A 22772-nucleotide genomic window follows, 5' to 3' on the forward strand; every position below is an offset into this window, starting at 1 on the left:
CGACGCCGGTACGGACGGTCGCGGCAGGAGTCGGAGACGGATGGAGCGGGCGGAGCGACAGCGCGTGGTGGTGGTCGGCGGGGGAACGTCCGGCTGGATGACCGCGGCCGCGCTTGCCAAGCTGCTGCCGCGGCGCTGCACGGTCGATCTGGTCGAATCGGAGGCGATCGGGATTATCGGCGTCGGCGAGGCGACGCTGCCGCACATCCGGGCCTTCAACGAGCGGCTGGGGATCGCCGAGGCCGAGTTCATGGCGGCGACCCGCGCCACCTTCAAACTGGGGATCGAGTTCCGCGACTGGGCGCGGATCGGCGACAGCTACATCCACCCGTTCGGCACCTTTGGCCGCGGCACCGGCGAGGTGCAGTTCCACCATTATTATATGCGGCTGCTGCACGCCGGGGTGGCGCTGCCGCCGATCGAGGCCTTCTCCATGGCCTGCTCGCTCGCCCGCGCGAACCGGTTCGGCGCGCCGGCGGCCGACCCGCGCCAGATCGCCTCCACCTTCGGCTACGCCTATCAGTTCGACGCGGTGGCCTTCGCGCCCTATCTGCGCCGACTCGCGGAGGGCTTGGGCGCGCGCCGCACCGAGGGCCGGATCGTCGACGTCGCGCGCGACCCGCTGAGTGGCGACGTCACCGCGGTGGTGCTGGAGGACGGCCGCCGCGTCGCGGGCGACCTGTTCGTCGACTGCTCGGGCTTCGTCGCGCTCCTGATCGGCAAGGCGATGGGCGAGCCGTTCGACGATTGGTCGCGCTGGCTGCCCGCCGACCGCGCGGTGGCGATGCCGTGCCGCACCGCCACCGCGGTGACGCCCTATACCAGCGCGATCGCCATGCCCTCGGGCTGGCGCTGGCGCATCCCGCTCCAGCACCGCACCGGCAACGGCTATGTCTTCGCCAGCGACTTCCTCGACGAGGGCGCCGCCGCGGATGCGCTGGTGGCCGCGGTCGAGGGAACGCCGCTGGCCGAGCCGCGCGTGCTGCGCTTCAAGGCGGGGCGGCGCGCGCGCAGCTGGGTCAACAATGTCGTCGCGATTGGGCTCGCCTCGGGCTTTCTCGAGCCGCTCGAGTCGACCAGCCTGTATCTCGTCCAGCAGGCGATCACCGCCTTGGTCGAGCTGTTCCCGGAGCGCCGCATCGCCGCGGCCGATCGCGACGAGTTCAATCGCCTGGTCGCCATGGAATATGACCGCGTCCGCGACTTCCTGATCCTGCACTATCACGCCACCCAGCGCGACGACTCACCCTTCTGGGAATATGTCCGCACCATGGAGATCCCGGCCAGTCTCGCCGAGAAGATGGCGCTGTTCCGCCGCCGCGGCCGCGTGGTGAAGTACCGCCAGGGCGCCTTCCTCGATGCCAGCTGGGTGTCGGTCTATCTCGGCCAGCGCGTCCTGCCCGACGGGCACGACCCGCGCGCGGACGGGCCGACCATCGACAGCCTCGCCGCGGGCATGGAGCGGCTGCGCGGCGAGATCGAGGCGGCGATCGGCGGCATGGCGGATCACCGCGACTTCCTCGCGGGCTACTGCCCGATGCCGGTGGCGGCGTGACAATGCTCGACGCGCCGATCCGCAGCGTCGCCGTGGTGGGCGGTGGCATCGTCGGCTGGTCCGCGGCGGTGGCGCTGCGGCGGCGCGTGCCGAGGCTGGAGGTGACGATCCTCGCCAGCCCCCCCGCCCCCGACGCGCTCGCCGATCGTATGCCGCAGACCTTGCCCTCGACGATCGGCTTCCACGACGACCTCGGCCTGCGCGAGGAGGATGCGGTGGTGCGCGCGGGCGGCGCGTGGCGGCTCGGCACCCTGTTCGAGGGCTGGGTCGAGGGTCTGCCGCCCTATGTCCACGCGTACGGCAGCTACGGTCGGCCGTTCGGCACCGCCTCCTTTCACCAGCACTGGGTCCGCGCCGCGCACGTCGGCGCCGCCGCGCCGTTCGACTCGCACGCTCCCGCGGCGGCGCTGGCGCGCGCGGGCCGGTTGGGGACGGGCGCGACCGATCCGCTGCTGGGCGACGTCCAGCCCGGGCTGGTGCTCGACGTCGAGCGCTACCGCGCGATGCTCGCCGCCTTCGCGCGCCATCTCGGCGTGGGCGTGCGCGAGGGGACGGTCGCCGCGGTGCAGCTGTGCGGCGACGACGGCTTCGTCGAGCGGCTCGTCCTCGACGATGGCACGACGCTCAAGGCCGACCTCTACGTCGACGCCAGCGGCCCGGCGGCGATGGTGCGCGGCGCGATCGACCAGGAGCGCGAGGACTGGTCCGCGTGGCTGCGCTGCGACCGGCTCGTCATCGGCGAGGGCGCGCCCGAGCCGCTCTCGCCGCTCGACCGTGTCACCGCGACGGACGGCGGCTGGCGCTGGCGCAGCGCGGCGCCGGGGCGGACGCTGCACGGCCACTGCTATGCCGCCGCCGCGCTGAGCGACGCGGCGGTCCTCGACGCGCTCGCCGTCGCGGGCGCGACCACCGTCGCCGCGCCGGTGTCCTTTCGCGAGGGCACGCGCCCCGCGCCCTGGGCGCGCAACTGCGTCGCGGTGGGGGATGCCGCGACGGTGATCGAGCCGCTCGACTTCACCAACCTCCACCTCGCGCAGAGCGCGATCGACCGGATCGTCGCGATGCTGCCCGGGCGCGCCTGCCACCCGCTCGAACTCGCCGACTACAACCGCCAGGCGAGCGCCGAGGTGACGCGCGTGCGCGACTTCGTGCTGTGCCACTACGCCACCGCGCGGCGGCCCGGCCCCTTCTGGCAGCCGCCAACGCACCTGCCCGAGAGCCTCGACCGCACGCTGCGGCTGTTCGCCGAGCGCGGGCGCCTTCCCTTCTTCGAGGAGGAGACGTTCGCACGCGACGACTGGCTCGCGCTGCTGCTCGGGCAAGGCGTGGTGCCGCGCCGCGTCGACCCGCTGATCGACGTCACCGCCGCGGCCGACAGCGACCGCGCGATGGCGGCCTATCGCGTCGCGATCGCGCAGGCAGTGGCGCGCTGCCCCACCGCCGACGAATATCTCGCCACCGCACGGAAACGGCTCGCCCGATGAACGACCATACCATCCGCCACGTCGTGATCCTCGGCGGTGGCACCGCCGGCTGGATGGCCGCCGCGGCGCTGTCGCGCTTCCTCAACAACGGCGTGACGCGGATCACTTTGGTCGAGTCCGAGGAGATCGGCACCGTCGGCGTCGGCGAGGCGACGATCCCGCCGCTGCTCACCTTCAACCGCATGCTCGGCATCGACGAGCAGGCGTTCATCCGCGCCACCGGCGGCACCTTCAAGCTCGGCATCGAGTTCGTCGACTGGGGCGGGCTGGGCGAGCGCTACTTCCACCCGTTCGGCGCGCACGGCCACGATCTTGGCGGCGTTCACTTCCACCAGCTCTACCTGCGCGAGCGCCAGCGCCGTGTCATGCAGGACATCTCGGCCTGGTCGATGAGCGCTGTCGCGGCGCAGGCGGGCAAGTTCGCGCCGCCCTCGCCCACCGCGCAAACGGCGGTGAAGGAGCTGCTCTACGCCTATCACTTCGACGCCGCGCGCTACGCCGACTTCCTGCGCGGCTACGCCGAGCGCAACGGCGTGCGCCGGGTCGAGGGCAAGGTCGCCGCGGTCGCGCAGCGCGCCGAGGACGGCTACGTCACCGCGCTGCGGCTGGAGGACGACCAGGTCATCCCGGGCGAGCTGTTCGTCGACTGTTCGGGCTTCCGCGGGCTGCTGATCGAGGAAACGCTCGCCACCGGCTACGAGGACTGGCGCCGCTGGCTGCCGTGCGACCGCGCGGTGGCGGTGCCCAGCGCGCTCGCGGGCGACCCTGATCCTTATACCCGCGCCACCGCGCGCGGCGCAGGCTGGCAATGGCGTATCCCGCTGCAGGAGCGGATGGGCAACGGCCTGGTCTATTGCAGCGACTATCAGACGCGCGAGTCGGCGGAGCGCGAGCTGCTCCACCATCTCGAAGGGCCGCCACTCGCCCAGCCGCGCCACCTCGCCTTCACCACCGGGCGGCGCACGCTCGCGTGGAATCGCAACGTGGTCGCGCTGGGGCTCGCCTCCGGCTTCGTCGAGCCTCTCGAGTCGACCTCGATCCACCTCGTCCAGTCGGGCATCGCCAAGCTGATCGCGCTATTCCCCGACCGTCGCTTCGCCGCGGTCGAGCGCGACGAGTATAACGCGCAGATGCACGAGCTGTACGAGGACGTGCGCGACTTCGTCATGCTGCACTACAAAGCGACACGGCGCGACGACACGCCCTTCTGGGAGCGCTGTCGCACGATGGACGTACCCGCGAGCCTCCAGCGCAAGATCGACCTGTTCCGCGCCAAGGGACGCGTCTTCCGCGAGGGGCGCGACCTGTTCGCCACCACCAGCTGGGTCGCGGTCTGCCTCGGCCAGCATGTCGTGCCCGAGGAGCACGAGCCCGCGGCGGACGCGCTCGACGAGGACCGCGTCGCCGAGGCGATCGAGCAGATGCGCCGCGACTATCTCGCCGTGGCGGACAAGCTGCCGCGCCACGGCGACTTCCTCCGCCACATCGGCGCCGCCGCGACTCCTGTCGCCCCACCCCCGCCCACCGCGCCGGATCCCGGCCCGACCTTCTCCTTCGCCTCCGAGACGCCGTTCAACTTCTCGGCCGACCCGCTGTGAGGGCGGACTCGATTCGCCGCGTCGTGATCGTCGGGGGCGGCACCGCGGGATGGATGGCGGCCGCCGCGATCGCGCGCGTGCTCGGCGAGATGCCCGGCCTGTCGATCGAGCTGGTCGAGTCCGAGGCGATCGGCACCGTCGGCGTCGGCGAGGCGACGATCCCGCAGATCGTGCTGTTCAACAAGATGCTCGGCATCGACGAGGCCGAGTTCCTGCGCGAGACCCGCGCCACCTACAAGCTCGGCATCGAGTTCGTCGACTGGCTCCGGCCGGGCCATCGCTACGTTCACCCCTTCGGCTTCTACGGGCTCGACATGAAGGGGATCGAGTTCCACCATCACTGGCTCAAGGGCCGCGAGCTCGGCGACGACACCCCGCTCGACGCTTACTCGCTCGCGGTGGTGGCGGGGCTGCAGGGCCGCTTCGCGCACCCGCGCCCCGACCAGCCCGGCTCGCCGCTCTCCAAGCTGGGCTATGCCTTCCAGTTCGACGCCGGCCTGTACGCGCGCTTCCTGCGCCGGCTGGCGGAGGCGAACGGCGCGCGGCGTACCGAGGGGCGGATCGTCGCGGTCGAGCGCGACGGCGAGAGCGGCCATGTCGCCGCGGTCGTGCTCGAAACGGGGGCGCGCGTGGAGGGCGACCTGTTCCTCGACTGTTCGGGGTTCCGCGGGCTGCTGATCGAGGAGACGCTCGGCGCCGGCTTCGAGGACTGGCGCCACTGGCTGCCGTGCGACCGCGCGGTCGCGGTCCCCTGCGCCAACGGCGGCGACCGCCAGCCACTGACCCGCTCCACCGCGCGCGCGGCCGGCTGGCAGTGGCGCATCCCGCTCCAGCACCGCATCGGCAACGGCTATGTCTATGCCTCGCAGCACCTCTCCGACGACGAGGCGGCGGCGACGCTGCTCGCCAACCTCGACGGCGCGCCGCTGGGCGACCCGCGCCCGCTGCGCTTCACCGCGGGGCACCGCCGCCGCGCATGGGTCGGCAACACGGTCGCGCTCGGCCTGGCAGGCGGTTTCCTCGAGCCGCTCGAGTCGACCAGCATCCACCTCGTCCAGTCCGCCATCGCGCGGCTGCTGACCTACTGGCCGACACGCCGCTTCGACCAGCGCGAGATCGACCGCTTCAACGCCGCCCATGTCGCCGACTATCGCGACATCCGCGACTTCCTCGTGCTCCACTACAAGGCGACCGAGCGGCGCGACTCGCCCTTCTGGGACTATTGCCGCTCGCTCGAGCCGCCGCCCGGGCTCGCCGACAAGCTCGCGATCTTCGCCGCCAACGGCCGCGTCTTCCGCGAGGGCGACGAGTTGTTCACCGAGACGAGCTGGCTGTCGGTGATGGTCGGCCAGGGTGTCGCCGCCGGCGGCTATCACCCCGCCGCGGACCTGCTGAGCGACGCCGAGACGCTGGCGCGGCTCGATCATATCCGCCGGGTCGTCGCCGAGACCGCGACGCTGCTGCCGCGGCAAGAGGATCACCTGCGCGGGCTCGGCTGCGACCTGGTGGGGCTGGCGGCGTGATCGCGCCGCTGCCCGAGCTGACCGGCGTCGACCGCCGCCGCTTCGAGGAGGAGGTGCGCCCCGCCGCGCGCCCGGTGGTGCTGCGCGGCATCGCGCGCGACTGGCCCGCGGTGGTCGCCGCGGGCGAGTCGGCCGAGGCCGGCGTGGGCTATCTCAAGCGCTTCAGCCGCTCCGCCCCTGTGCCGGCGATCCTCGGCGAGCCCGCGATCGCGGGTCGCTTCTTCTACACGCCCGATCTCAAGGCGCTCAACTTCGTGCGCGGGCAGACCCCGCTCGACCCGTTTCTCGATCGCCTGCTGCGCGACCGCGGCCATGCCGAACCCTATGCGATGGCGATCCAGTCGGTGCCGCTGCCCGAGCTGCTCCCCGGCTTCGCCGAGGCGAACGCCTGCGCGCTCGTGCCCGACGGCGTGGTCCCGCGCATGTGGCTGGGCAACGCGATCCGCGTCGCCACGCACTATGACCTGATGGAGAATGTCGGCGTGGTGGTGTTGGGGCGGCGGCGCTTCACCCTGTTCCCGCCCGACCAGATCGCCAACCTCTACATGGGTCCGCTCGAGCTGACCCCCGCGGGCACGCCGGTGAGCCTGGTCGACCCCGACGCGCCCGACCTCGAGCGCTACCCGCGCTTCGCCGAAGCATCGCGGACGGCGCAGAGCGCCACGCTGGAACCCGGCGACGGCATCTACATCCCGTTCCACTGGTGGCACGCGGTGGCGTCGCTCGAGCCGGTCAACGCCTTCGTCAATTACTGGTGGAACCCGGCGCCGGCCGGGCTGGGCAACCCCTATGACGTGCTGCTTCACGCGCTGGTGGCGATCGCCGCGCTGCCGGCGGACCAGCGCGCAGCCTATCGCGCGGTGTTCGACCATCTCGTCTTCCGCCCCGACGGCGCGCCCGCGGCGCACCTGCCCGACGCCGTCAAGGGCGTGCTCGGCCCGCTGGACCCGAGCGTCGTGGCGCGCATCCGCGCGACCTTGGTCGACAGTCTCGGGCGGTAGGCTCCTCACAGATCCTCCACACACCGGGGAGGATGATTAAACCCGCCCGCCGAGCAGCCTGATCAGAAAGCCCCGCAGCCGTTCGGTCCTCGCCGCACTCCCCGGGCCGAGGATGCCGCGCGCGGCGGGCGGCAGGTGCGACGCGGCCTGGTCCGCGTCGGGGGCGAAGACATAATGGTCAAACCAGCTGCGCCACGCCGCCTTCTGTTCGGGCGGCAGGTCGCGCACGCTCATCAACGCGTGGATCAGCGCGCCGAAGGGCGAGGCGGTCGCCTCCTGCTCCCACCAATAATTGACGAGGACGTTCAGCGGATCGAGCGCGCGCACGTGATGCCACCAGATCGCGGGGATGAAGAGCGCGTCCCCTGGCCCGAGCTCGGCGACCAGGGCGTGGCGGCTCGCCTCGGCGAAGCGCGGGTAGCGCGCCAGATCGGGCGAGTCCGGGTCGACCATGCTCGACGGCGGCCCCGCCATCGTGTGATCGAGCGGACCGACGTACAGGTTCGCGATCTGATCGGGCGGGAAGAGCGTGAACCGCCGCCGGCCGTGGACCACGCAGGCGATATTGTTCGACTGGTCGTAGTGGGTCGCGACCTGGGTGGCGTTGCCGATCCACAGCCGCGCGGGCGCGTCGCCCGTCGGCAACCCGAGCGCATTCTCCTCCTGCCAGCCGGGCAGATGGTCGGGCGCGGTGGCCGCATTGGCGTAGAGCGCGTGCGCCGCCGCTACGCGCTCCTCCGCGAACCGGACCAGCTCGCCGAGCAGCTGCCCCAGCGCCACGGTCTGGCGCGTGAAATTGAAGCCGGTCAGCGTGTCATCGTAGAAGAAGCGGCCCTGAATCGAGGGCGCGCCGATCATCACGTCCAGCGGCCGCCCGCCGCCGAAACGCGCGAGATAGGACGCCATCGCGCGATCGCCCTGAGCCCCGGCGCGCACCGCGGCCCAATGGCTCACCTGGCCGCGCAGCACGACCGGGGCATAGCCTCCCGCGATCTCGCGCGTGAACGTGGCGGCGTCGACCGCTGGCCGCTCGGTGACGAAGGTGATCGGAGCGGCGAGGCTGGCCATGTTCACGCACTATCTCCGGAACACGGGAAAGACGAATCGATATGACGCAGGTTCGCCTCTTGACCAGCCACTCGCAGCAAGGTGCGGATCGCGAGTAGGTTGTCCGCCTCCGAGGCTCTCGATGGTGCTGTCAGTCTAACGCGAACTCGCCTCTGCACGATGCACTCGGGCCTTTCGGGGGCGGCGGGTCAGCTGGCGAGCGCCTGCCACTCAGCCAGCGCCGCGGAGCGGCGCTGCTTGTAGGTCTGGCGATCGACGAGGTGGCGTTCGTGATTGAAGAGGTTGTGGACGTTAGCGTAGACTGAGGCGAACTTCTGTAACGTGCGCATCTGGCGAAACCGCTGCATCGCCCGCTCTCGTCGCCTGAAGGGCAGGTGCGAGTTCTCCACCCGGTTGTTAGCCCAGCGGCCAACCTCCTGCTTCTCGCGCGTGCCGAGTTCGCTCAGCGCAGCGCCGTAGGAGCGTAGACCATCGGTGGTGATCGCCTCAGGCGAGCCGTGCCGCTTGAGCGCCTTCTTCATGAAGGCGAGCGCAGCCTTCTTGTCGCGCGTTCGGGTGACGTAGCTCTCAAGCATCTCGCCCTCATGATCCACCGCTCGCCACAGGTAGACCATCTCGCGGATCAGCTTCACGTACATCTCGTCCAGGTGCCAGCGCCAATGGCGGAAGCCCGCATCCGGCTCATCCGCTGCCGCCGCACCTCGCCCGCGAACAGCGGGCCGAACCTGTTCCACCACAGCCTCACCGTCTCGTGGCAGATGTCGATACCGCGTTCCAACAGCAGGTCCTCGACGTTCCGCAGCGACAGCGGGAGCAGCGACAGCGGGAAGCGCACGTACATCAGCACCACCAGCCGGATCACCTCGGGTGACGAGTTGAAGTAGCGGAACGGACTGGCTGGCTTGCGCGGGCGGAGCATACCCCTCCCCTACCCCGGCGAGCGCCGCAGGTGCTTTAGCTTTGACAGAGCCCCGGCGTGGCGTGGCACGAGGGGCAGCTGTTCGGCGTCATAAATCAGGTCATCGGCCTGATCACGGCTATGGCATTGGTCGGCCTCAGCCTCGTGGGTCTGCTGATGTGGCACGGGCGCCGACCAAAAGGCGGCTGTGCAGCGCCTCCCGGCACGCAGGTCAAGCTGGGGTGGGCTGCGATCGTGATCGCCGCGCTGGGTCTTCTACTGCCGCTATTTGGAGCTTCCGTACTGGCGATCTTGATCGTGGATCGGATCAGAGGGAAGTTCGTCTCGAATTAGCCGTTCTCCGGAAGACCGCACCCCCCGGAGCCAAGACGTAGCCTGAAAATCATACCTTCATGAAGCGGCTCGGCCGGTACGGCGTCAGCAACGCGGCCGGCGTCTTCTCCATGATCTCCTGCGCGACGTAGCGCCCCAGGATCGGTGCCAGCGTGATACCGCTGTGGGTCACCACCACATAGGCACCCACGACGCCGGGCACCGGGCCGCAGATGGGGCGGTTGTCGAGCGGATAGGGACGAAAGCCGAGCAGGACCTGAGCGGGTCGCGTATCCGCCATCGCGGGCAGATATGTCGCGGTCTGATCGATCAGCATCTGCCCGTGACGCCGGCGCAGCTCGTCATCGGGGAAGGCCGCGCGCTGCTGACGAATGGCGGCGTGGACCGGCAGCTCGGGCGGCCCACCAGTCAGGCTCGTGAGGAAGCGGCCATCGGCGTATTGCTTGAACTCGATTACGCTCGATGCTTCGAAGACCTTGTCGGTGACGACCGGTCGAGCCTCGGTGTGGACGACCAGCCCCGGCTTGTGCGCGAGCTCCAGCGTCCTGTCCATCATCGCCATGATCCGGGGTGTATCGACTCCGGCGACGCTGACGATGTCGTCGAGCGCCCAGCGCCCGCGGCTCGTCTCGACATGCGTCATCCGCCCGGATGCGACGACGATCCCCTCGACCTCGCAGGGATACAATATTCGCGCCCCCAGCTTCTTCGCCGCTGCGAGATAGCGCCTGGTCGCCTGCACTGGGTCGACGTGGCCATCACGCCGTGTCTCGAACGCGAAGGCCACATCGTCGCCAGCGTGTATGCCTCGACTGACCTCGGTGATCTGCCTGGATGTCAGCGCACGCGGCGGATCGTCGGTGTGCTGCAGCACTGCAGCTTTGGCCCGCAGTGCCTCTTCCTTGTCAGGATAGGCCCAGCTGATCGAACCACCCCAGATCGCGTTCATGCCGAGCGCACGATCGTCTTCACGCCATGCCCGCATGCTCTCGAGGCGAAGCCGCATGTAGGCAGCGTCGTTCACGACCGGGTTGATCCAGGCGACCGATGCCCGCGTCGCTCCCGCGGCAGGCGCCTCCCGCTCGAACAGGATTACCTCCGCGCCGGCCCGCGCGAGCTGAAACGCCACGGAGGCACCGATGATGCCCCCTCCGACCACGCCCACGCGCCGGCGTCGCCCCGCCGCACCCGCGCTGACCGGCACGGCCGCGAGAGCTGCCGCGCCGATGACGAAGTCGCGTCTGGTTGCTGACATGGCAGGGATGTTCCTCAGAAGGTCAGGCCCATCCGGACGAACACGGTACGGCCGTTGAAGCCGAACGGCGAGATCGCGTTGTAGGGCTGCGTACCGGCGTTGTCGGCCCCATTGCTGCCGGTCGCGACCGAGGCGACGGTGGAAGCGATGTTCTCGTCCGGATAGACGTCGAGCAGGTTCTGCGCCCCCGCGCTGAGGCGCAGCGCGCGCGTCGCCTGCCACGAGAGTTCGAGGTCGGTCAGCACCTCGGCGCCGGAGCGCTGGATGATGTCCGCGTTGGCGGTCGTGGCCGAGACGGGTACCAGCGACACGTCATAGCCCGGCACGAGCGCCGCGACCTGAGCGGGGGTGCGATTGGTCAGCGCGACGGTCGACACCTCGCCGTAGCGCGTGTTCGTCAGCGAGATGGCGAACGGCCCATGCGAGTAATTGAGGTCGAGCGTCACCTTGGTGCGTGGCAGGCTGTCGGAGAAGCGCAGCTGCTGGGTCAGGTCGAACAGCGGGGTGGTGAGCCCGAGCGCTGCCAGCTGCGCGGGCGTACCGGCGATGCGATCGAAGGTAGTCTTGTTGTAGTTACCCGCCAGCGTCGCGCTGAACACGCCGTCGGCGACACGCGCGCGATAGTTCACCACCAGGTCCACGCCGCGCGTCTTCGTGTCGACGGCGTTGGTCAGGTACGAGATGGCGCTGAAATTGCCCTGCCCGTTCGCCGCCAGAGAGGCGGTGAGCCGCGGGTCCTGGAAGGTGGAGGAGATCGCGATGCGGTCGCGCACCTTGATCTGATAGGCGTCGAGCGTCGCGGTAAGACCCCCCGCCTCGAAGACCAGGCCAGCCGACACGTTGCGCGACGTCTCGGGCTTGAGATCGGTCGCCCCGGCCAAGCGGGCGGCCGCGCTATCCACTGCAGCGACGCGAACGATCGCCTGCTGACCGTTCAGGATCAGCGTGTTGGAGGCATTATAGCCCGATTGTGCCAGCGCGGGCGCGCGGAAGCCGGTGTTGTACGAGGCGCGGGCGGCGAGGCCCCCGAACAACCCCAGGCGCCCGGCCACCTTGAAGTTGGTGGTGTTCCCGAAGTCGGAATAATGTTCGTGCCGCACCGTGCCCTGAAGCAGGAGGCGGTCAAACAGGATCTTCTCCACGTCGCCGTATATGGCCCAGCTGTGACGACCCTGCGACGCGCGGTCGTCGGCGCCGTTGCTGGGGCCGGGCTGCGCTCCCACGATGGCGGGTCGTCCCGCATTGGGTCCGTCGAGGATCGGGACCCCGCCGTTGAGGTACCCGGCCGGGTCACCCGAGAAGAGCCGGTAGGTTTCCTCGCGATACTCCAGGCCGGCGGCGAGCTTCAGCGGCTCGGCATCGCCGAGCGGTATCTCGCGGGTCAGGTCGAGGTTGCTCGTCCACTGGTAGAAGTCGGATCGCAGCCGGTTGAAGCGCCGCGGGGTTGCGAGACCGTAGGACACGTTGACGCTGTTGTCGTAGTAGAGATCCTGCGCGTTGAGCCCGTACACGGTGGACAGGTCCCAACCGAAGCCTGCGAGGTCGTCGCCGCGAAGGCCCACGGCGACTGACAGATTCTCCATCTTTGAGTCGAGGATCGGGCGGTAACCGTCGGGATTGAGCGCGCGGATCGTCTCGTCCTGACCAGCGCGACGAAAGAAATACTCGATGTCGCCGTCGAGTCGGTTGTAGCCGCCGAACGAGTAGACCTCGGCGCTGTCAGAGGCGGCCGCCGCGAAGTTATAGAAGAGCTGCGCGTTGGTGCTGGGTTGATCGCCGAAGCGGAACACGTTCCGGTCGATCGTCGCCTCGCGTGTGTCGAGCGTGCCGTTCGCCGGTGTCAAGCCGGTGCCGGAGCCATAGTTGCCGGAGATGGTCGTGGGGCGACCCGCCGCGCTGGTGCCGAAATACTGCTGCCGGGTATCGGGGCGCGATCGGTCCGTGCCCTCATGCTGCTGGAACGACGCCGTCAGCCTGAATACCCCGTCCTCCCCGACGCGGATGCCCGACGAGACGCTCGCCTCACCATAGGCGCCGTCGCCCTCGGTCGTGATCCCGCCGGTCACCTGCGCGCGCGTTCCGACCGAGCGGTCGAGGATCAGGTTGATGACGCCCGAGATCGCGTCGGAGCCATATTGCGCAGAGGCGCCGTCGCGCAGCACCTCCGCGCGGGAGAGTGCGAAGGAGGGAATGGCGTTGAAGTCGACCGACACGTCGCCGCGGCCGATGCCGTTGCTGGCGTTCAGGTCGCTGGACGTGTGCCGGCGCTTGCCGTTGACCAGGACCAGCACCTCGCCGGGCCCGAGACCGCGCAGCGAAGGTGGAACCAGATAGTCGCCAACCCCCGAACCGAGCGGCCTCGGCGTGTTGAAACTGGGCACCTCGACCTTGAGCTGCTGGATCAGGTCGACCCGGCCGCTCTGCTGGAGTTGCTCGCGCCCGACCGCATCCACCGGGGTCGCCGATTGCGTCGATGTTCGGCCGCCGAAGCGGCTGCCCGTGACGATGATCGTGTCGGCCTCGCTCTCCACCGCGGGGTCGCTCCCCTGCGCGAATGCCGGCATGGAGGCAGCGGCGGAGAGCAGGAACGCGGCACGACGCATCGGAAAAGCCACCAGATACCCCTTTTCGATTTATTGATATATTGTATCACTCCTGCCGGTTAGACGACGCGGGGTCAAGCGAGAGGAGCCGAGGTGAACGGGCGAAGAGCATTCATAAGCCTGGTGGGCGGCGCGGTCGCAGACGCCGCCTGGCCCGCACCCGGAGAAATGGTCCGCGCAGGGAGAGATGCGATGACCGACCGCTACGACGTCGATCGCAGCCTCGCGAACTTCGACGCCGCTTATTATGGCGCGATGACCCAAACGGTCGCTGCTGCCTATCGCCAGCACGGTGAGTGGGTGAACCGCCACAATGCGTTGTTCCTGCGCAGCGCCCTGCCGGGCCTCTCACGGGACGCGCGGTTGCAGCCCGCAACCGACAGCGTCGCCGACTTGATCGGAGCACGATCAGGCGAGGTCGCCTTGTGCGCCGGCGGCACCGAAGCGCTGTACGCCCTGATCGTGAACTACCGACCGCTCAAGGCTGGCGATGCCGTCATCACAGCCGACATCGACTATGACGAGATGCAGTACGCCATGGCGCATCTCGCCTCGGCGCGGGGCGCCACGCAGGTTCACGTCGCCCTTCCCGAGCCATCGACGACGGCGAACATCCTTGCCGCCTACGAGCAGGTGCTACGTGACACGCCTCGTGCCCGCTTGCTGCTTCTGACGCATGTCTCCAACCGCAGCGGTCTGGTCCTGCCGGTCCGCGAGATCGCGGCGATGGCGAGGGCACGAGGCGTCGACGTCATCCTCGACAGCGCGCAGTCCGTCGGCCTGCTGCCCGTGGACGTGGACGAGCTCGGCGTGGATCTCATGGGCTTCAGCCTCCACAAGTGGGTGGCGGCCCCGCTCGGGACAGGCGCGATCTACGTTCGAGCGAGCCGGCTGGCGGACATCGCACCGTGGCTCGGTAACCACATTCACGACGAAGACGACGTCCGGGCTCGTGTACCGACCGGGACCGTCGATTTCGCGGCAAGGCTGACGATACCCACGGCGATCAGCGAGCATCGCGCGATCGGGCCGAGCCGCAAGCTCGCTGACCTGATCGGGAAGCGCGAACACTGGACGAGTGCGATCCGTGACTTGCCTGGCTTGCAGATCGTCCATCCCGAGGAGCCCGGCCGTTGCGCCGTCATCGGTGCCTTTCGTCTTCCCGGTCAGCGGACCTTGGAGCAGGCACGCCTGGCGCAGCAGCGCTTCGTCGAGAAACATCGGGTTCTCGTCGTCGCGAAACAGGGACTGGCTTCAGGCCCCGTGTTGCGCGTCACTCCATCCTTGTTCAATACACGTTCCGAACTCGGGAAGCTTGTCGACGCAGTTCGATCGGAGCGGAATCTGTTCGCCTAGCCATTAAACCGAAGACGCGACCTAAAAGATAGAAGTTCATGCAAAGGTATCTTTCGTCACAGCTAGTTTGCTAATTTGACATACCAATCAGCTAATTCTTGTCCTTCGAAGATCTAATCGATACGCCGATGGCGAATTAGGAAGCTGAACAGATCACCTCCTAGACGGCCGCCTCTCAGGCCTTTGTGGCTCGTGGCATTGTCTCGCCTAAAGCCTGGAAGGCCGCGCCTCGTATCGCACGATGGCCGACCCTGCCCGCCGGTGCAGCCACCCGACAGTGAACGGGGCTCAACGTTCCGGCGCACGACGGCAACCATCCATCGATACAGTATCTCATCACACGTTGAGTTCAGCGAGACGCCGTGGTGACGTCTGGGCAAGACGGAGGACGCGGGGACATTGAGCATGATGAACGTCGGACTGAGCACAGCCACGCGCTGGTACGCCGCCTTCGCACTCGTCCTTGCAACAGTGACCAGCGCACCAGCGCATGCGACCGACGCGCGGGACGACGTCGACGCGGCCGCCGGCTCCGCGGTAAGCACTGTGGCCCCTGCAAGGCGACCTGCCGTTCCGGGATCTCTTCGACCGGTGGAAAGCGGCGGATCGCCCGCCACGCTCTGAAGCGTCGGTGCCGTCGCAGCGACCGCTCGACAATTTCCGCTATACATCCCCTTTCGGTATGCGCAGCGACCCGTTCGGCCATGGTACCGCGATGCACGCGGGAGTCGATCTGGCCGCCTCGACCGGGACGCCGGTCCATGCCACCGCCGACGGGATCGTCAGCCGGGCTGAGCGTGCGCGCGGCTACGGCAACCTCGTCCAGCTCGACCACGGCGCCCGCATCCAGACGCGCTACGGACATCTCTCGCGCATCCTCGTCACCGCGGGGCAGCGGGTGCATCGCGGCGACGTGATCGCGCTGGTCGGCTCGACCGGGCGCTCGACCGGGAGCCACCTCCACTATGAGGTACGCGTCGCGGACCGCGCGATCGACCCGCTAGCGTTCATGGCGAGCGGCGACGAGCGGCTCGCGCTGCAGGAGACGGTCGGCCCGGCCGAGGCGTCCCCGGTCGCGGTCGGCGGGCCGAAGCACGGCGAAGACTAGGCTCCTCGCCGGACGTCCTGCTTGAGGATCGCTGCGGCGGCCGCGTGCGGCCGACCGGCCAAGGCTATTGCCCTCTCACATAGCGGTCGAACCACGCGACGGAGCGTGCGCGGACGTCCTTCGCCTGATCCGCGCCGGTGACGCAGTGGCCCGCGTCGGGATAGACGACGAGGCTCACGGGCACGTGGCGGTCGCGCAGCGCGTGCCACCACTCGATCGATTGGGTCGGCGGCACCTCGATGTCGCGCTCGCCGACGTAGATGAAGGTCGGCGTCCGGGCGCTCTTCGCGTGGTAGATCGCCGACACCTTCTCGTAGGCGGCCATGTCGTCGTACATCGTCTTGCCGAAGAAGGGCAGCATCCACTGGTCGATGCCGTTGGTGCCGTAGTAGCTCACCCAGTTCGACAGGCCGGCGCCCGCGACGATCCCCTTGAAGCGGTTAGTCTGCGTGTTCGCCCACATGGCCATGAAGCCGCCGTAGCTGCACCCGGCGAGGCCGAGGCGCGCGTCGTCCACGGGTGCGACCCGCTCCACCGCGTCGATCCCGGCGAGGATGTCCCGCAGGTCGCCGCCGCCGAAATCGCGCCGGTTCGCCGTGGTGAACGCCTCACCCTGGCCGTAGCTGCCGCGCGGGTTCGGCAGGAACACGTAATAGCCCGCGGCCACCAGTGCCGCGTTGAGCGAGGTCGGCGCCAGATAGGTCGGCGTGGTGGCCGCGGCCGGGCCGCCGTGCACAACCGTGATCATCGGCGCCTTGCCCGCGACCGGTGCGCGCGGCGCGAGCAGCCAACCCTGCACGTCATAGCCCTCGCTGGTCCAGCGGACGCTGCGAGCGGCCGCGCGCGCCGGCAGCGAGTCATTGTCGTGGGTTAGCTGGCGCAGCGCGCCGAGCGGCCCCGCATAGATCGCGGGCGCGTGCGTGAAGTCCTGCAGCACCGCGGCGGCGACGCGCCCGTCGGCCGAGAAGACCGCGCGCCCGTCGCCCGCCGACGCGGTGACCGCGCGACCGTCGGCGCGTGCGATCGGCTGGCCGGGCCGCAGCCTGCCGAGCTGCACCTCGTCGCCCGACAGCGCGACGGTGCGCAGCCCGCCTGCGGTCCAGGCGATGGTGGTGACGGTGGACCGCGCGCCCGCGGTGACGTTGGCGGGCGTGCCTCCCGCCAGGGGAACGGTGAAGACGTCGCCGCCGATCGAGCCGAAGTCGCTCATCAGCCCGCCGATATAGGCCACGGTGCGGCCGTCGGGCGACACGCGCGGCTGGTTGAGCTGGGTGGTCGGTCGAGCGATCGACCTGACCGCGCCGGTGCGCGCGTCGATCGCGTCGAGCGTCGCTACCCACCAGTTGCTGTCGCCGTTACCCAGCGCGGTCGTGGCGACGAGGGTGCGGCCGTCGGGCGTCCAGTCATATTCGTAGACGTAGCGCCCAGCCGGCGACAGCGGTGTCGCCGCGCGCGCCGCGCCGTCGATGTCGACGATCGCGAGCCGCTGCTCGTCGTTCCGCTCGCCGATCTCGCCGACCTGGCGGACGCCCGCCTGGGTCGCGCCCGACTCCTTCGCGGCGCCGAGCGTGATCAGCAGCGCGACGCGGCGGCCGTCGGGGGAGACCCGCGGTGTCTGTGCGATCCCCGCCACCGTGGCGATGAGGCGCGGGGCGCTCGCGCTCGCGTCGGCGCGAAGCAGCCGAACGCCGGGGGTGGCCGGATCGCGCGCGAGGAACAGCAGCGCGCCATCGGGCGCGAAGGTCAGGCCGGTGTAGCTGCACGTCGCGCACGGGTCGATGGTGCGGACGATCGCGCCATCGGCGACGCGCCGGATCGTCACCGCTCCGTGGCCGCCGCCGCTCTCCACCGCGGCGACGCGGTCACCCGTCGGGGCGAGCGCGAGCGCGCCATATTGGTGGATCACCTGCGCGGACAACGGGGTCGCCGCGGCCAGGAGGGGCAATGTGAAGAGGATCAGACGCATCGGGCTTCCTGGTAGCGATCGAGGATCCAGCGTCGCGCTAGCGCAGGCGCGCCGCAAGGGAGAAGCGGTGAGTCAGCCTGCGGGACGGGGCACCGCGCGCGAGCGATGGCTTCTCCGGCGCGCTCGCGCCACACGCACATACGCGCCGACCACACTGTGAGGCCAGGCGCCGACACCCTGTCGACGCTTCTCGGGAGCAGCGTGCTCATGCGGCATCGCCGACCACGCAGGACACTCCCCGATGCGTCATCGCCCGCCAGTTCGCGACGTGGCCGATCGCGAGCAGGATCGCGCCGAGCGAGCTCATCGCGCGCTCGACGGCTTCACCCTCGATGACGAAAGCGGCGAACCCGAGCAGAGTCAGTCCGACTAGGGCCATCAAGCCGGGCCACCGGCGGCGATGGCGCCGATGACCGGAGAGCAGCGCGAACGCGCTGAACGGCAGCGCCACGAGAAAGGCGATCGGGTGGAACGTCTCCGGGATGGTCACGACCGCCGCGAGCAGCGGCAGGGCGAGCAGGAGAGTCGGCAGGACGAGACAGTGGACGAGGCACAGCGCGGAAGCGACCATCGCCGCGCTGTCGGCGAGCCGGACCCAGCGCCGCGTGCGCGGCCCTTCCGCGACCTGCGGGAGAGTAGTGGACATTGTCTTCCGTTCAGCTAGAAATATGGGATAGTGTATCATACCATGACCTTAGTGACAGATGACAAGTCTCTTTCAAGCTGCCCCCTTTCGGTTCGTCGCGTCCAAACGCATCGGAATGTCTCGTCGCAACGGGCCGCCGAGCGATGGTCCTTGCTCGAGATCGACGCAGCGCGCACGCCCTTCCCGGATAAATGCCACGCATACCGATGGGTGATCGAGCATGAGCCGTACCCACGTCCTCCTCGGCCTTACCCTCTCCTGCCTCGCGTCGCTCGGCGTGGCAGCGTCGCAGCAGAGCCGGGGCTTCCTGGCGGACGGCGAGTTCGACGTCGTGCCGGTCCTGGAGCCGGCGCCGGCGAAGGGCGACCCACGTTACGAGACCGACCGTACGATCTTCCGTGCGACCCGCGCCCTGAAGGGATCACCGCGCTGGCAGCTCGCCACCGCCGACGCCGACTACAGCGTCCCGGCGCTGATGAACGACTTCAGCTGCGCAGCGGGGGTGCAGCTCACCCCGCAGAGCGCCCCCAAACTCGCCGCCCTGGTGCAGCGCGCCGGTGCCGACACCGGCGCGCAGACCGGGCACGCCAAGGAGGTGTTCCGGCGAGACCGCCCGTTCGTGATCGATCGCGGCCCCGTCTGCCAGGCGCCCGCGCAGCTCTACGACGAGCGAGCCCACCACATGAGCTACGACTATCCCTCCGGACACACGACATGGGGCTGGACCTGGGCGCTGGTCCTCACCGCGGCGATCCCGGAGCGCGCGCAGGAGATCCTGACGCGCGGCCGCGCCTACGGCGACAGCCGCTTCGTCTGCGGCGCGCACAACGAGAGCGCGGTCGAGGCCGGCATGCAGTCCGCCTCCGCCACCATGGCGCTCGTGTCCACGAAGCCCGCCTACCAGGCCGCGCTGGGCGAGGTCCGAGCGGAGCTGGCGGCGCTGCGTGCGGGCGGCGCCGCCCCGGCGCGCGACTGCGCCGCGGAGGCGCGCCTGCTCGAGCAACGCGTCATGCCGCGACTGCCGCGCTGATCCGCCATCGTCCCGTACATCATCGCCGGCTGACATGGCCGGGGCGGCGCCTACCGCTGCCAGGGTCGGACCGCCGCCGGCAGGCGCCAGATGCCACGAACGCGACTGCGCTTGATCCTGACATGCGCCCGGGGGACTATCGCCCATTGGACCAGAGCCTAGCCGGCGTACCGCGTGACCGCCAGCATCAGGGCGATCCCCGCCAGCACCGCCCAGGTGGTACGGAGCCGGCCGTCCCTCGCGAGGCTCCGCGGCAGCAGCTCGCAGGCGCCGATGTAGAGGAACACGCCGGCGAAGATCGCCAACAACGGGGTGAACACCGCGTCCGGCAGCCGGATCAGCAGCCCGATCAAGACGCCAGCGAGCGGGGCCAGGCCGTTGACGACGAGCCATCTCACCGCCAAGCCGCGATGCGCTATGGAGAGCGCGAGGCTCACCGTGTTGACCCCGTCTGCCAGGTCGTGCGTCAGCACCGCCAGCGCGACCGCCCAGCCGATCTCCGGCGCGATCTGGAAGGCCATGCCCATCAGCAATCCGTCGAGGAAGCTGTGCAGCGTCAGGCTGGCTGGTCCGAGATGGGCCTGCCATCGGCTCCGCTTCTCCGCCGTGGCCAGGAGGCGGCTTAGGAGCAGATAACCGGTGAAGCCGAGCGCCGCCAGCGCGATCGTGCTCCGATGCGTGTAGCTTCGCTCGCCGAACTCAAGTGCCTCGGGCAGAAGGTCGAAGAAGGCGACTCCCAGCACGACCCCCGCCGCGATTGCCAGGATCGCCGTCATGCGATGGGCCAGTCGGAACGCCAGCACGCCGCCGGCGATCGTCGTCAGGCTGGCCGCGACGCCGAACGCGAGTGGGACGAACGGGACGGTCAACGACAGCACCCCGGCAGCGCCACCGCTGACGTATGTGGTCCGCTCCACCTCGATCGCGCACCCGAACTCATTCCGCCCTGACCCATAACGCCGCCGCGCCGACGACGCGCGGCGTTACAACGTAACTGCGTCACCGGGCTAGTGTCGTCGCTCGCGCTCGTCTCCCGCTTGCAGCGCGTGGCTCCGTGAGCAGTCGGGCCAAGGGCCGGTTTCGGATCGCAGCGATCCCGCGCGGTGTTGCGTCGCGGCGCCGAAGCAGTATGGAATGTTGCAACATACCAATCATCTCGATGCCGCTGGTTGTCGCGCCCCAGGAGCCCGCATGTCTTTCGCTTCCGTGTCCCGTCCGCGTCGTCCTTCCGCTCTCGGCCTGGCGCTCGCCTTTGGCGCCGCCCCACTCGCCGCTGAGGCGCAGGAGAGCGCGGAAGAGCGGACCGACATCGTGGTCCTCGGCACGCGTCGCGCGGTGGATCGCACGCTCTCGTCCGATCCCGCGACCGAGCGCATGTCGCAGTCGAGCCGCTCGCTGGAACGCGACGTGCTCGAGGCCGCCGGCACCTATCGTCTGAGCGACGCGCTGGAGCTGGTGAGTGGCTTCAGCCAGCAGAACAACCGCGGCGGCGTGCTCGACAATTTCGCCATCCGCGGTTTTCTCGGGACGCCCGACGGCGGCGCCGAATCCTACGTCGACGGCTTCGTCGCCAACCGCGGCATGGCGCCGCCGCGCGACCCTGCGACGGTCGAGCGGATCGAGGTGCTGAAGGGGCCCGCCGGCGCGGTATTCGGCGACGTTGACCCGGGCGGGCGAGTCAACATCGTCAGCAAGGTGCCGAGCTTCACCCCGCGCGCCAGCGCGGTCGCGTTGTACGGGTCGTTCGACACGCGCCGGGTCGAGCTGGACGCCACCGGGCCGCTCACCGACACGATGGCCGGCCGCATCGTCGTCGCCGGGGAGGACAGCGAGGGCTGGCGCGACACCGTGACGCTCCGACGCCGGATCGTCTCGCCCTCGCTGACCTGGGCGCCGAGCGACTCGCTCCGTCTCACCTATCTCGGTGAGTTCATGCAGTTCGACACGCCGTTCGATCGCGGCGTGCCGGCGGTGGGCGACGACGCCAACGCCGTGCCGCGCGAGAATTACTACGGCGATCCCGCCAACGGCCTCACGCGCTTCCGCAACGAGCGGCACCAGCTCACCGGCCTGGCGCGGCTCGGCGCCGGCTGGTCGCTGAACGGCGGCGTCGTCTGGCGTACCGGCACGCTGAAGGGCTTCTCGGCCGACCAGTCGCGCATCGTCGATACCCAGGTGTGGCGCCAGCGCCGCTCGCGCGACTTCGCGGTGGACGATCTCTCCGCGCGGCTGGAACTCGCCGGCGAACTCGGCCGCCACCAGCTGAGCCTCGGGCTCAAGGGCTATCGGCTGACCTACGGCGAGCGCTGGATGCGTCGCAATCCCAGCGCGACCGCGCCCTATGCGGTCGATCTCTACGACCCAGCGTCGAGCGCCGGCGCGATCGCCGCACCGCTGCTGCCGTTCACCAACAACGACGAGAGCCGCTGGGCGGGCACGATCTACGTCCAGGACATGTGGAGCGTCACCGATCGCCTCACGCTGGTCGGCGGCGCGCGCGTCGACCCCTATCGCCAGAAGATCGTCAACAACACGACCGGCGGCGTCGGTCGCATCGTCGACGCCCCCGTGAAGTTCCGCGCGGGCGCGCGCTACGCAGTCGACGACCATCTCTCGGTCCACGCCAACTGGGGCGAGTCGTTCCTGCTCAACTCGGGCACGGGCCGAACCGGCGAGGGCTTCGCGCCCGAGGAGGCGCGCGGCTACGAGGTCGGGGTCGCGAGTCGCTGGGCCGGCGTGGACGTGGGCCTCACCTGGTTCGACATCGCCAAGACCAACATCCTCACCACCGACCCGCTCGACGCCGGCTTCAACGCGCCGGTCGGTGAGCTCAACAGCCGTGGTGTCGAGGCCGATCTCTCCGTCCGCCTCGGTCGCCGCTGGCAGGTCGTCGCCAACTATAGATGGGTCGACGCGCGCAACGACGACAGCACCTTCGCGACGCCCGCGGTGCTCGGCGTCCCCGAGCACGCGGGCACCTTGCTGGTCGTCCACCGCCTCCCCCTCGCCGGCGGCGAGTGGCAGCTCAGCGGCGGGGTCGCCTATGTCGGCGATCGCGCCGGGTCGCTCGATGCCACGCCGCTGGTCCTCCCCGACTATGTGAAGGCGAAGGCCGCGGTAGAGGCGCCCGTCGCGCCCGGGCTGCGCTTCCGGCTGGAGGCGGACAATCTGTTCGACGCGCGCTACGCGGCCAGCTCTTATAGTCGGCTGTGGATCTATCCCGGTGCGCCCCGCACCGTCCGCGCCTCGCTGCGGCTCGACATCTGACCGCCGCAACAGCGGAAATGATGTAACATTGCGCCTACCGGCAAGACGGATGCGAGAGGA

General features: G+C 69.7%; 16 protein-coding genes and 1 pseudogene. 10 read left to right on the plus strand and 7 right to left on the minus strand.

Translation table 11 applies throughout. The features are described 5' to 3' along the window. The first annotated feature begins 40 nt into the window (after positions 1 to 40). Genes FHY02_RS18360 through FHY02_RS23120 form a run of 5 tightly spaced genes read left to right on the plus strand, consistent with a single transcriptional unit; the run spans position 41 to position 7161 of the window. Positions 41 to 1555, plus strand: coding sequence for a tryptophan halogenase family protein (locus FHY02_RS18360; protein ID WP_183924927.1), 1515 nt, complete (start codon positions 41 to 43; stop codon positions 1553 to 1555). A 2-nt stretch (positions 1556 to 1557) separates the two neighbouring features. Continuing rightward, the gene (locus FHY02_RS18365; RefSeq protein WP_183924998.1) at positions 1558 to 3039 is read left to right on the plus strand and encodes a tryptophan 7-halogenase; all 1482 of its coding nucleotides are present in this window, start codon (positions 1558 to 1560) and stop codon (positions 3037 to 3039) included. Continuing rightward, a complete protein-coding gene (locus FHY02_RS18370) occupies positions 3036 to 4637 on the plus strand; it encodes a tryptophan halogenase family protein (RefSeq protein WP_183924929.1) in 1602 nt (533 codons plus the stop codon). The genes FHY02_RS18365 and FHY02_RS18370 overlap by 4 nt, the downstream gene beginning before the upstream one ends. 23 nt (positions 4638 to 4660) lie before the next feature. Next, positions 4661 to 6160 (plus strand): tryptophan halogenase family protein, encoded by a 1500-nt coding sequence (locus FHY02_RS23115; RefSeq protein WP_311731880.1) that lies wholly within the window; start codon positions 4661 to 4663, stop codon positions 6158 to 6160. Beyond that, on the plus strand, positions 6157 to 7161 hold the full coding sequence (locus FHY02_RS23120; protein ID WP_311731881.1) for a cupin-like domain-containing protein: 1005 nt from the start codon (positions 6157 to 6159) through the stop codon (positions 7159 to 7161). The genes FHY02_RS23115 and FHY02_RS23120 overlap by 4 nt, the downstream gene beginning before the upstream one ends. A gap of 36 nt (positions 7162 to 7197) precedes the next feature. On the opposite strand, the gene FHY02_RS18385 is transcribed toward FHY02_RS23120, so the two are convergent. Next, the gene (locus FHY02_RS18385; RefSeq protein ID WP_183925002.1) at positions 7198 to 8229 is read right to left on the minus strand and encodes a cupin-like domain-containing protein; all 1032 of its coding nucleotides are present in this window, start codon (positions 8227 to 8229) and stop codon (positions 7198 to 7200) included. A 188-nt stretch (positions 8230 to 8417) separates the two neighbouring features. Then, positions 8418 to 9148: pseudogene (locus tag FHY02_RS18390) on the minus strand (IS6 family transposase). Between the two features lie 57 nt (positions 9149 to 9205). Here FHY02_RS18390 and FHY02_RS18395 point away from each other — a divergent pair. After that, positions 9206 to 9481 (plus strand): hypothetical protein, encoded by a 276-nt coding sequence (locus FHY02_RS18395; RefSeq protein WP_183924933.1) that lies wholly within the window; start codon positions 9206 to 9208, stop codon positions 9479 to 9481. A gap of 49 nt (positions 9482 to 9530) precedes the next feature. Here the strand turns inward: FHY02_RS18395 and FHY02_RS18400 are convergent, their stop codons facing one another. Continuing rightward, complete coding sequence (locus tag FHY02_RS18400; protein ID WP_183924935.1) at positions 9531 to 10736, minus strand: FAD-binding oxidoreductase; 1206 nt, start codon at positions 10734 to 10736, stop codon at positions 9531 to 9533. A gap of 14 nt (positions 10737 to 10750) precedes the next feature. Further along, positions 10751 to 13351, minus strand: a complete 2601-nt coding sequence (locus FHY02_RS18405) for a TonB-dependent receptor domain-containing protein (protein WP_311731882.1) — start codon at positions 13349 to 13351, stop codon at positions 10751 to 10753. 180 nt (positions 13352 to 13531) lie between these two features. Here FHY02_RS18405 and FHY02_RS18410 point away from each other — a divergent pair, with 180 nt between their 5' ends. After that, positions 13532 to 14695: an aminotransferase class V-fold PLP-dependent enzyme gene (locus FHY02_RS18410; RefSeq protein ID WP_260172984.1), complete on the plus strand. Its 1164-nt coding sequence runs from the start codon at positions 13532 to 13534 to the stop codon at positions 14693 to 14695. A gap of 682 nt (positions 14696 to 15377) precedes the next feature. Continuing rightward, entirely contained in the window at positions 15378 to 15803 is a 426-nt protein-coding gene (locus tag FHY02_RS18415) for a M23 family metallopeptidase (protein ID WP_183924937.1), read from the plus strand. Between the two features lie 64 nt (positions 15804 to 15867). On the opposite strand, the gene FHY02_RS18420 is transcribed toward FHY02_RS18415, so the two are convergent. Together FHY02_RS18420 and FHY02_RS18425 are read right to left on the minus strand one after the other, a co-directional pair. After that, on the minus strand, positions 15868 to 17769 hold the full coding sequence (locus FHY02_RS18420) for a S9 family peptidase (protein ID WP_183924939.1): 1902 nt from the start codon (positions 17767 to 17769) through the stop codon (positions 15868 to 15870). Between the two features lie 205 nt (positions 17770 to 17974). After that, a complete protein-coding gene (locus tag FHY02_RS18425; protein ID WP_183924941.1) occupies positions 17975 to 18340 on the minus strand; it encodes a MerC domain-containing protein in 366 nt (121 codons plus the stop codon). A 295-nt stretch (positions 18341 to 18635) separates the two neighbouring features. Between FHY02_RS18425 and FHY02_RS18430 the strand changes: the two genes are divergently transcribed. Beyond that, positions 18636 to 19445 (plus strand): phosphatase PAP2 family protein, encoded by an 810-nt coding sequence (locus tag FHY02_RS18430; RefSeq protein ID WP_183924943.1) that lies wholly within the window; start codon positions 18636 to 18638, stop codon positions 19443 to 19445. 158 nt (positions 19446 to 19603) lie between these two features. On the opposite strand, the gene FHY02_RS18435 is transcribed toward FHY02_RS18430, so the two are convergent. Further along, positions 19604 to 20362, minus strand: a complete 759-nt coding sequence (locus FHY02_RS18435) for a ZIP family metal transporter (protein ID WP_183924945.1) — start codon at positions 20360 to 20362, stop codon at positions 19604 to 19606. Positions 20363 to 20636: 274 nt separating this feature from the next. On the opposite strand from FHY02_RS18435, the gene FHY02_RS18440 reads away from it, so the two are divergent. After that, positions 20637 to 22712 (plus strand): TonB-dependent siderophore receptor, encoded by a 2076-nt coding sequence (locus tag FHY02_RS18440; RefSeq protein WP_183924947.1) that lies wholly within the window; start codon positions 20637 to 20639, stop codon positions 22710 to 22712. The last annotated feature ends 60 nt before the right edge of the window (positions 22713 to 22772 follow it).

The sequence above is a fragment of the Sphingomonas sp. BK069 genome, assembly GCF_014193405.1.
Classification (GTDB): Bacteria; Pseudomonadota; Alphaproteobacteria; order Sphingomonadales; family Sphingomonadaceae; genus Sphingomonas.